Annotated in this window: 10 protein-coding genes and 1 pseudogene; 3 read left to right on the top strand and 8 right to left on the bottom strand. The window is 66.5% G+C overall.

Translation table 11 applies throughout. The features are described from left to right. Window positions 1-68 precede the first annotated feature (68 nt). Window positions 69-3,296 carry a protease pro-enzyme activation domain-containing protein gene (locus tag ACTHLF_RS07690; protein ID WP_440326293.1) on the bottom strand — a complete coding sequence of 1,076 codons (3,228 nt, stop codon included), beginning with the start codon at window positions 3,294-3,296 and terminating at the stop codon, window positions 69-71. A 211-nt stretch (window positions 3,297-3,507) separates the two neighbouring features. Beyond that, window positions 3,508-4,257: a helix-turn-helix domain-containing protein gene (locus tag ACTHLF_RS07685; protein WP_440326291.1), complete on the bottom strand. Its 750-nt coding sequence runs from the start codon at window positions 4,255-4,257 to the stop codon at window positions 3,508-3,510. Window positions 4,258-4,404: 147 nt separating this feature from the next. Between ACTHLF_RS07685 and ACTHLF_RS07680 the strand changes: the two genes are divergently transcribed. Both ACTHLF_RS07680 and ACTHLF_RS07675 read left to right on the top strand, forming a co-directional pair. Then, window positions 4,405-4,794 (top strand): VOC family protein, encoded by a 390-nt coding sequence (locus tag ACTHLF_RS07680; RefSeq protein ID WP_440326289.1) that lies wholly within the window; start codon window positions 4,405-4,407, stop codon window positions 4,792-4,794. Window positions 4,795-4,804: 10 nt separating this feature from the next. After that, window positions 4,805-5,752 (top strand): D-2-hydroxyacid dehydrogenase family protein, encoded by a 948-nt coding sequence (locus tag ACTHLF_RS07675; RefSeq protein ID WP_440326288.1) that lies wholly within the window; start codon window positions 4,805-4,807, stop codon window positions 5,750-5,752. On the opposite strand, the pseudogene ACTHLF_RS07670 reads toward ACTHLF_RS07675, so the two are convergent. Together ACTHLF_RS07670 and ACTHLF_RS07665 are read right to left on the bottom strand one after the other, a co-directional pair. Continuing rightward, window positions 5,742-6,557, bottom strand: a pseudogene (locus tag ACTHLF_RS07670) (DUF2884 family protein). The gene ACTHLF_RS07675 and the pseudogene ACTHLF_RS07670 overlap by 11 nt on opposite strands. A 114-nt stretch (window positions 6,558-6,671) precedes the next feature. Next, the gene (locus tag ACTHLF_RS07665) at window positions 6,672-7,307 is read right to left on the bottom strand and encodes a response regulator (protein WP_440326286.1); all 636 of its coding nucleotides are present in this window, start codon (window positions 7,305-7,307) and stop codon (window positions 6,672-6,674) included. Between the two features lie 214 nt (window positions 7,308-7,521). Here ACTHLF_RS07665 and ACTHLF_RS07660 point away from each other — a divergent pair, with 214 nt between their 5' ends. Beyond that, on the top strand, window positions 7,522-7,746 hold the full coding sequence (locus ACTHLF_RS07660) for a hypothetical protein (protein ID WP_440326284.1): 225 nt from the start codon (window positions 7,522-7,524) through the stop codon (window positions 7,744-7,746). A 37-nt stretch (window positions 7,747-7,783) separates the two neighbouring features. On the opposite strand, the gene ACTHLF_RS07655 is transcribed toward ACTHLF_RS07660, so the two are convergent. The 4 genes from ACTHLF_RS07655 to ACTHLF_RS07640 form a co-directional block, all read right to left on the bottom strand. After that, window positions 7,784-8,218 carry a PA2169 family four-helix-bundle protein gene (locus ACTHLF_RS07655; protein WP_440326282.1) on the bottom strand — a complete coding sequence of 145 codons (435 nt, stop codon included), beginning with the start codon at window positions 8,216-8,218 and terminating at the stop codon, window positions 7,784-7,786. A gap of 66 nt (window positions 8,219-8,284) precedes the next feature. Then, window positions 8,285-9,037: a DUF2884 family protein gene (locus tag ACTHLF_RS07650; protein WP_440326280.1), complete on the bottom strand. Its 753-nt coding sequence runs from the start codon at window positions 9,035-9,037 to the stop codon at window positions 8,285-8,287. A gap of 59 nt (window positions 9,038-9,096) precedes the next feature. Continuing rightward, complete coding sequence (locus ACTHLF_RS07645; RefSeq protein ID WP_440326278.1) at window positions 9,097-9,630, bottom strand: hypothetical protein; 534 nt, start codon at window positions 9,628-9,630, stop codon at window positions 9,097-9,099. 2 nt (window positions 9,631-9,632) lie between these two features. Beyond that, a complete protein-coding gene (locus tag ACTHLF_RS07640) occupies window positions 9,633-10,157 on the bottom strand; it encodes a peroxiredoxin (protein WP_440326276.1) in 525 nt (174 codons plus the stop codon). Window positions 10,158-10,313 lie beyond the last annotated feature (156 nt).

Raw genomic sequence — 10,313 nt, 5'->3', positions numbered from 1 at the left:
GGCCGCCCCACCCCCCCCCCCGCCCCCCCCCGCTCCCACAGGTGTAGCAAGGTGTAGCAAGCTCCGTGTTACCTCGTCGCCAGGCGGCGGCCGCCCTGGAAACGATTGGCGGGAACCGTAGCCGTCGCGGTCAGCGCGAGCGGCGTGCCGAAGGCATCCGCCACGTTCGCCGCGGTGAAGCTGCCGCCATTGCCCTGCCAGTCGACGATGCGGCCGTTGGCGCCGCGCCACAGGATGTCGGCCACGCCGTCACCATCGTAGTCGCCGATGCCGGCAAGCGACGCACCCGCGGGGATGGCCTGGCTCTTCTGCCCGGTGACCTGGAAGCCCTGCATGGTCCACCACGTGAGCTGCTTGCCGGCGCTGTCGGTCCAGATCAGGTCGGTGGTGCCGTTGCCGTCCACGTCGCCTACGCCCTGGAGCACGGCGCCTGCCGGATGCGCGGGAAGCGCATGCTCGACAAAGCCATCGCGGCGGTCGCTGAGCCACAGGGCCGTGCCGGTCGAATTGCTGCGCGTCCAGACGATATCGGTGTAGCCATCGCCATCGACATCGGCAAGGACGGGATGTCCGCCCGCGATGCCCTGCCGCGGCCAGGACTGGCCCGTCACGATGATGTCGTTCTGGGTCACCGGATCGAGGTCGAGCGCCCACCAGACGATCTGCGAGGTCGCGGTGTCGTACCAGACCAGCTTCTGTACGCCGCTGTCGTCATGCACGCCCACGCCGAGCAGCGTCCAGCTCGCGGGAATGTCCTTGTTCACGACAAAGGTGAAGTAGCCGCCCGTGCCGGTGGAGACCCACACGTTGAGCTTGTGGTTGGCATCCATCAGCAACAGTTCGCCCGACTTCAGCGAGAGTGCATCGAGTCCCGGCACCACATCGCCATAGCCGACGACCGTGAGGGACGGATCGATGGCCTGGGCCTGGTCGTACAGGCTGACCGCGCCCTTCATCGACACGGAATGGAGCATGCCGCCGTCGACATAAGCGAAGTCGCTGTACCCGTCGTTGCTGAAGAGGTTGTTCAACGACAGGAAGTCTGCCGACGCCGCGTAGCTACGCTTCGCCGGCGCACTCCACTTCTTCACCGCGTCCGCGAGGTTGTTGGCGTTGATGGAGCCAAGGCCGGTCGCCATGCTGTAGCCGACGTTGGCCTTCCACGCGGGAACCAGCGTGTGGGTCGTAGTATCGCCACCCTCGACGATGCCGACGATGTTGTTGAGCTTGTTGCCCGTGTCGCAGTTGATCGAGCCCGTGCCGCACGGCTGGACGATGTCACCCTCGATCACGTTGTTGAACACGCACGACGAGGCAATGGTGTTGCCATTGTTCGCGTTGCAGGCGGTGAGCACCGCCTTGTTCGGCGAACCGACCGTGCCGTACTGCCGCGCAGCGATTCCATAGAACGCGTTCAGCGGGTTACCGATGCGCTCGCCGTTTGCCTGGTTGAGCAGCGCCTGCACGCCTGCCATCGCCGGGGCGGCGAACGACGTGCCGCCAGCGGAGTTCGCGAACACCGAGTCAGGATCACGGAAATCGCACGCGGTACCGCCGTTGTCGGTATCCGACATGCAGAACACCAGGGCATGCCCATAGAGGCCGTTCGCCGAGAACAGCGAGATGTCCGGCAGCGTGCGCGACGTGTGGTTCGTCGAGCCATGGATGCCGATCTGCGCCTCCGGCTGGGTGAACAGCGTGCTCGGGCCACCGCCCGCGCCACCCACCTGCAGGAAATCCTGGCCACGGCCCTGGTCGTCATTACACGCGGTGATGCCGTCCTTGTAGCCGAGCAACGTGTACAGGTGGCTGCTGGCGCAGCTGTTGTTCCAGGTCATCTCCGGGATATAGGTCACGGCCGACTGGTACTTCGGCAGGTTGGTCGAGGTCCAGTACGTCGACTGCTTGCCCAGGTCGTTAAAGTCGGTGCCACCAATCGCCACCGCTGACGTGGATGCAGCAAGGCCGTTCACGGCTGCGCCGCTCTGCGACCAGAACAGCGCTCCCTGGTCGCACTGGGTCGAGCCGCCGTCACCCGACGACACGTACACGCTGACGCCCTGCGCCGCTGCCGACGACCAGATGATGTCGGCGAGGTAGGCGTCGGAGGCATCGGCGCTTTCGCAGGCACCGTAGCTGAGGCTGAAGATCGGCGGCGGCAGGTCCGTCGTCGTATCGAGCAGGCGGATCGCTGCGATGAACGGGCCGAAACTCGCACCGCTGTCCGCGCACGACGCAAGCACCACGTCCGCATCAGGCGCCGCGGCGCCCGCCCATTCGGCGTCCAGCGCCGCTTCGCCCTCATCCCCGTTCAGGCCCGGGTCCGCGCACGGCGATCCCTGGCTGCCCGACGGGTGGACGATCGAGAAGGTGCCAGCGGCATTGTTTGGCAGGAACGCGGCACGGAAGTGCGCCACATCATCTTCCTTCACATTGGCGCGCTCGAGCACGACCACGCTCTGGCCCGCGCCACGCACCGGCGTTTCCCGCTGCCACAGCGGATTCACGTTGTAGATGGTGTTGAAGTCGGCCGGCACCATGTCGTACGAGGTGGCGGTATTGATCGTGCCGGGCGGCACGGTGAAGTTCGGGTTGTCGGCAGCCGCGGTGGTGAACTTGCCGCGCTTGCTGTCGAGGCGGGCCTTGGCGATGGGCGTGTGCTGCGGCACCGGGAAGAAGTTGTGCAGGGACACGCCCTGCACCAGCGGCGCCACGGCGGCTGGCACGCGCGCATCCGTGGTGTTGGCGAAGCGCTGGCCGCCATCGGACTGGTAGCTGTGGATGTCGGTCGCAAAGGCTTTGGACACGGCGGCGGCGCTGCCGGACAAGGTCATCGTCATGCGGTCCTGCGACACGCTATCGACGGTAAGCCCCTGGCCCTGGAGCCACGTACGCAGGGCCTGGATGTCCTGCGTCGATGGCCCGAAGCGCTCACCGATCTGCTTGCCGGTCAGCCACTGGTGGAAGTCAGGCGATGCGGGATTGGTCTGACGCGCGAGCAACGCGCGAAACGCCTTTTCATGATCGTCATCGCGCTTGAGTGTCAGCGTGATGTCGGTGATGGCCTGGGTGCCCGGCACGCTACCGGCATCCTTGGCGGCCAACGCCTGGCGCGGGCGCGAACCGACGAGCGTGGCGGTGCTTGCACCGCTGACGGCTGATGTGAGGCGCGGGGTGGCTGGCTTCGCCAGTGTTTTCACCGAGGCGCTGAAATCGGCCGCGGTGGTCGGTAACGACAGGACGCAGCCTGCCGTCAGGCTCGCGAACGCGAGCCATGCTGAAAACCTGCAAGACATGCAACGGACTCCCTACGGGCTAAGTGAAGGATCTGGATCTCCACCGAGCTCCCTGCTCCCCATCCGGGCAACCCCTTGGCGCATGCCTGGCGTCAGAGTGATCAGCTCCGCAAACTTACGCCGCATCTCGCCAGGGCGGTTTGATGCGGGTCACATTTGGCCGTCTAAATACGTTCAGCTTGGTGAACGACGCCATCGCAGATTCATGCGATCACGAGACACTGTCAGCGCGCGTCATGCCCAGGCGCCTGCGCCACGCACCGGGCGGCACGCCAACCATGCGCGTGAACACGCGAGTGAAATGACTCTGCTCTGAGAATCCGCAGCTCAGCGCCACTTCGGTAAGGGACACGCCGGGCGCGAAAAGCAGTGCCTGCGCGCGTTCCACGCGACGGCGCAGTATCCATTGCCGCGGCGAGATCCCTTGTGTCACGCGGAATGCGCGCGTGAAATGGCCGGCCGACATCCCCACGAGGGCGGCGACTTCAGCGGAGGTGAACGCGGTATCGAGTCGTTCCTCCATCCAGGCGAGCACGCGCTCGCTTTGCCATGGCGCCAGCCCGCCGGGGATGCGCCATGCGGGACCCCGGGCTTGCCCCGGGGCGTGCGCGGCACGCAGCGCGAGTGCCACTTCCGCGAATACCGTGCCGGCAAAGTCACGCTGATCGGCGAGGCGGGCGAGCAAGGCACACAGCGTCGCCACTGGCGGCCGGCCGGCACCGGCGTCACCTGTCCCGTGTTCGCGGATGAGGATGCCCCACTCGGCATCGCCAGCACCGTACGCGACAAGCATCGGCGCCCTTCCCGTCGTACCGGGATAATCAAGCACGTCGAGCGCCCGGCGCTCACTCAGCGTATCGATCGTCTTCTGCAGGAACACGTCGGAACGGCATGATGCCGAGATGCCCTGGGGATCCACGAGGAACCCGAGCCCCGGCGGATGGGATGCTACGGAGTGCACTACACTTCTCTACTTTCTGCCCGACTTCCATCGTCGCCGGGCGCCGGGGCTGCAACAAGGGACCTGGCGTTGCAAATCGGGAAACAGAGTTTCCCCCTGCGCGGGATTGCACATGCGGCAGACATCGTCACACAAGGAATCCTTCCCATGCCTTCACTCGGTGCCATCGCCTTCCTCGTCCACGACTATGACGAAGCCATCGCGTTCTTCACCCAGGCCCTGCGCTTCGAGTTGATCGAAGACACCCCGCAGGGTGATGGCAAGCGCTGGATCACCGTGGCGCCGCGGGGTTCGCAGGGCACGCGGCTGTTGCTGGCCAGGGCCGTGAATGACGAGCAACGCGCCCATGTCGGCAAGCAGGGCGGTGGCCGCGTCTTCCTGTTCCTGGAAACGGATGACTTTGCCGGTGACCACGCGCACATGCTCGCGCATGGCGTCACCTTCCGCGAAGATCCACGCCATGAGATTTACGGTAGCGTCGTGGTGTTCGAAGACCTGTACGGGAACGGCTGGGATCTGATCCAGCCGAAGCGCTGAGGACGAAGCCATGGCCGATCGCCTGCGCATCGCTGTCCTGGACGATTATCAACACGTAGCCCGCTCAAGCGCCGACTGGGCACCGCTGGATGCCCTCGCCGACGTGGTTGTCTTCCACGACCATGTGGCGGACGAGGCCGCGCTGTCGCGGCGTCTCGCACCGTTCGACGTTGTCTGCGTCATGCGTGAACGCACGCCCATGACGGCCTCGCTGATGGACTTGTTGCCCCGTTTGCGGCTGATTGCGTCAACGGGCAAGGCAAACGCTTCCATCGACGTCGATGCCGCCGCCGCGCACGGCATTGAGGTGGTGCACACGAACTACGCGTCCACGCCGACGATCGAGTTCACTTGGGCCGCCATCCTCTGCCTGGCCCGGAATCTCGCCAACGAGACCGCCGCGGTTCGCGCCGGCGGCTGGCAGCAGGGCCTGGGCGTTGAATTGCAGGGAAAGACGCTCGGCCTGCTCGGCCTGGGGCGGATCGGCGCGGCCGTGGCCCGGATTGGCCAGGCGTTTGGCATGCACGTGATCGCATGGAGCCAGAACCTGACCGATGAGCATGCGGCCGGGCACGGTGTGGAGCGCGTCACGAAGGAGGCGCTGTTTGCGCGCGCGGATTTCCTGAGTATCCACGTCCGGCTAAGCGAGCGCACCGAGGGGTTGGTGGGCCGTGACGAACTGTCGGCCATGAAGCCGACGGCACGCCTGGTGAATACCTCGCGCGGCCCCATCGTTGACGAGGCCGCGCTGGTCGATGCCCTGGTCTCGAAGCGCCTCGCCGGGGCGGCGATCGATGTCTACGACCCCGAGCCACTCGCGCCTGACCATCCGTTCCGGCGCCTCCCCAATGTGCTGGCGACACCGCATATCGGCTACGTCAGCGAGGAGATGTACCGTACCTTCTACGGTGACACCGTGCGCAACGTCGTCGAATGGATCGGCAAGGTCAGTCCATAGCGACCTTCTTGCCTTCCTTGCTGCTGTCCTTCGGCTTGATCGTCATCAGTTCCAGCGGCTTGCCATCGGACAGGCGGATCGACCAGCCCTGCTGGAGATCGGCCAGTTCATTGACGCGCGGGCAGATGCCGTTCGCACGCGCCTCCAGGTCTTTCGAACGCTTGTCCATTTCCTGGTTGAGGCTCTTGTCCAGCGCGTCGGCCCGCGCGGTCAGCGCGGCGACCTTCGTGCTGTCACCCGACAACGCCGCGGACACCGCGCTGGAGGTGACCGACCCGACCAGCTCGCCCACGGAGTCGGACACCGAACCGGCCACCGTCTCGGTCATGCGATCCGATGACCAGTGGCCGCTGCCCACGCCCTCGTCGATTTCCTTCAGCGCCTGCGCCTGCTTGCGCTTCAGCTTGGCCAGCATCGCGTCGCGCTAGGCCGGCTCGGCGAAGGTCATGGTCACGGTGGTCATGGCGTCGAAGCCAATCCCGACCCCGCGCCGCGAAATCTCGGCGATCTCGGGCATGAGCTTGCGCACGCCGTCTTCATAGCGGCGCAACGATTCGGCATCGCGCGCCGAGACCGCGACGTCGCGGCCGTCGACCTTGAGCGCGCCATCATGCAGGAAGACCCGGGCCGGCGTGCCCTCGGTGCGGTGGAAGCTAAGGCCCGCGGGGGTCACGTCCACGTCGTAGGGCGTGGAATAGTCGTGCTTGCAGGTATCGGTGTTGAAGCTGAAGCCGTTGGCCGCGGCGGTGCCGGCGCTGAACGCGAGGGCGGCGGCGAGGCCGGTGGTGGCAAGCAGGTGACGCATGGTCCTTCTCCCCAAGGGTGGTCGCCGGCTCAGATGCGCGCGGCCCATGCTTGGTTTAAGCCCAGCCGGGCCGGGTTGCATGGGCGATTGGTCACGCCCTGACTTCCGGCAGGGTCAGGAGGCCAGGCCACGCTCGCGTGCGTACTCGGACAGGCGGCTGTCGTGGTCGATACCCAGCTTTCGCATCGCATCGCGCTTCTGCCGACTCACCGTCTTGACGCTGCGGCTCAGCCGGTCGGCGATCTGGGTGATCGACAGGCCACTGACATACAGCCGGACCACCTCGATCTCACGCGCTGAAAGGCGCGAGTCCGGACGCGGGTCTTCGACGCAAGCCTCGTCGAACTGCTGGCGGATGGTATCGCTGATGAACGAACGGCCGGCCACCGCGAGCCGTACCGCGATGGCGACTTCGCGCAACGGTGCGCGCTTGTCACACAGGCAGTTCGCGCCACGGGTGCGCATGGTCTGCAGGACGGCGGTGTTGTTGACCATGGTGAGGATCACGATGGGCAGGCGCGGATAGCGCCGGCGAATGGTGTCCAACAGGAGCAAGCCATCGCCATGCCGGCCTCCCGGCATGGAGAAGTCGGTGACGATGACATCGCACGGCCGCGTCGCGAGGAGTTCGAGGAGCTGGTCGCCGTTCGCGGCCTCTCCAACCACCTGGATGTCGACAGCCTCGAGCGCCGCGCGCGTACCCATGAGGACGACGGGATGATCGTCGGCGATGATCGTTCGCAGAAGCATGGATTCGGCTGCCCTCCGTGAGCCCAATGCGTGAAGACCGCGGAGATTAGCGTAATCGCATCAAGCGCACGGAAATCCTGCCGCGAATGCATGTTCTGCCTCGCGGCGCACTACGAAATACCTCAAATATTCGGCGCATTTTTCAGACTGGTCTGATTCCTTCAGGCATCTCGTGCGCGTCATGCTGCCCGGCATCCTTCTACGGAACATGCGCATGAACGAGCCAACCTGCATCGACTACCACATCGCCAGCGTGGGCAACGCATGGGGCATTTTTCGTGACGGCACGCAGATCGGCGTACGCGAGGACGCTGCGGACGCCATCGCGTTCGCTAACTTCTTCGCGGATAGGGAAACGCTGATTGCGCCGTTACCGGTGCGGGTGACGGCGGATGTGTTCCTGCACAGGGCGATGCGGGAGTGGCGGGTCGCTGCGTAGGGGCTATCGCGCGCAAGCGCGCTCCCACAAGCAACGCTTAGCGGCCGGTGGCGCCGCTTAGGTTGGTCATGTCGAGGTGGAGCAGGCGCAGGCGGGCGATGTGCCGGCCGATGACCGCGCGGTCGCTGGACGATGCCTCCATGCGAAGGAATACATCGAGCAGGCGGCGCTCCATGTGCTCAAGGGTGCGGATGTAGGTGACATCCGGATCGCTGGAGAGCTTGACCGAGGCTTCCATCATGGTGCGGCGGACCCCGCTCATGGGGCCGCCGGCCCGGGCCGGGCGCCCGCCGGTGGCTTCGACCGAAGCCTGTAGCTCGCCGGCGATCGACGTGAGTGAGTCGGCGGATTCGACCAGGATGGCTTTCAGCCCCGGCTCGCGTACACCGCGGGCGGCTTGCTGATACAGGTCCCGATCCGCGATGACTCGGCGAATAAGGCCATTCACAACACGGTTCGAACTGCGTTCCATGGGGGAAACGTTAGCGCTGCCGGACTTAGCGGGTCCTAAACGGCGGCAAACGCGGTTATGCGCCGGTCATCCTCCGGTTTCCAGGAGGAGTAGGGGCCTGCCCGAGGCGTCATGCAGCCCGGATTGAAGTTCACCCAGCTGGCGCACTTGCGGGCACAGGGCCTGGACCCTTGGCCGCAGGGCCGTGGTGACCTTGGCGGCCACGCGCGCCTGGGCGCCGGTCGACACCGCGGCAACCCGGTCGCGCAGGTCCGCCGCGCCCTGCAGGTCTCCATTCATGGCGAGCTGCATCGCTTCGCTGCCGACATCCTGGGTCAGCACCGGCATGATGTCCGAGACGATCTCCTGGGCGTATTCGCGCATGGCGTCTTCCTGCCAGTCACGCGTGCTCTGGCTGGCGGCGATCCGGCGCTTGATCTCGGCGACGCGGGCATTGAGGACACGATCGAGTTCCCCGCTGGAGGCGGCACCGGGCGCCGCCGTGGCGGCCTCGGAGCGAACGGCTCGCGCGGCGATATCGACGCCATCGCTGGCGATCGCCTTCACCTTCGGCAGCAGCGTTCGCACGTTGCTTTCGAAAAGGGATACCCGGTCCTGCTCATCGGGCCGGAGGGCGACCGTCCGGCCGTCGGTCACCAGCCCGCCATCGTGCATGCGCACGTTCCGCGGGGCGACGTCCGCCCGGTCGAAAGAGAGGCCCTCCGGACGGACCGTGAGGTCGTAGCTGCTGGCGAGGTTGCAGGTGGGGCCCAGGTCCGGGGCAGCCGCGCCGCCCGCGACGCAGGCGGCGACGGCCAGGACAAACAAACGTGAGGTCATCGGCGGTCCGGGTCGAAAGCCCCTCGATAGCGCCAGGCGGGCGAATGCCCGCTGAACCATCACAGGGGTGTGGCGAACTGCTGGCGCACGCGGAGCGTGCCGAGCGCCCAGGCCAGCCAGGCAAGGACCGGCACCGACACGGCCTTGAGCAACACGCCGATCAGCAGGATGTTCCGGTGCTTCATGCCGGCCGCGAGCAGGTCGGCGGGAAGCCCGGCCTGGCCGAGCACCGCGCCGAGCTGTTGCCACTGCCCGAACGCGAGCCAGGCCGTCCACGCTGCCCAGGCCGCGAGCAGCACGGCGATGATGCTCATGGCCGCGCGGCCCTTCTCACGCCAGCGAAGCGTCGCCAGGGCGACCGCCATGGTGGCGAAGGCAGCCAGCGCGTACCCGACGGACCAGGCTAGGGCGACGTACGGGTTCATGTCGGCCGCGTCGGCCGCCGACATGCCGGCGGCCGCCTGGCCGATGACGACCGAGGCATACCCATTGATGACGAACCCGACGGCGGCCAGCAACATGACCAGCCACACGACGATGCGCCACGGCGCAAACGGACGGCCCAGTGCGGGCGTCTTTTTGGCTTCGAACACGCTTAGCCGCCCTTGCCCTTGAGCTCAGCGAGGTCGGCGAGGACCTGGCCCGAGTTCTTTTCCGGATCCACGTCCTTGTAAACCTTGGCGATCTTGCCGCTCGGGTCGATCAGGAAGGTTTCCCGGCGGGCGTACTTCACGCCCATCTTGTTGTTGAGGACGTCGTACTTCGTGGCCACGGTGCCGTCGGCGTCGGAAAGCAGCGGGAACGGCACGTGGTACTTGGCGGCGAACTCGCTGTGCGACTTGACGTCATCGAGGCTCACGCCCAGCACTTCGGCGCCGGCCTTGTGCAGCTTGGCGATGTCGTCGCGGAACGTGCAGACCTCGGTCGTGCAGCCGCCGGTGAAATCCTTCGGGTAGAAGTACAGCACCAGCCACTTGCCCGAATGGGTATCAAGGCTGTGCCACTCGCCCTTCTGGTCCTGCAGCTTGAAGTCGGGCGCCTTGTCACCGGCGGCGGGGGATGCGGCCCAGGTGGCGAAGGAGACGAGGCAGAGAGCGGTGAGGCTAAGCAGGCGACGCATGGGGACAACCTCGGTGGGTGGGATCGCGTGAGTGTACTCGCCAAGGGTGGAAGGTTGCTCCCGGACGTGGGCAGGGGGGCCCGAGGCCCCCCAGTAAAGCGGGGGGGGGGGGGGGGGGGGGGGGGGGGGGGGGGCGGCCGCGGCCCCCCGCCCCCG

The organism is Luteibacter sp. (genome assembly GCF_051958795.1).
In the GTDB taxonomy this organism is placed as follows: Bacteria; Pseudomonadota; Gammaproteobacteria; order Xanthomonadales; family Rhodanobacteraceae; genus Luteibacter.
This window is presented reverse-complemented; position numbering and strand designations above follow the sequence as displayed.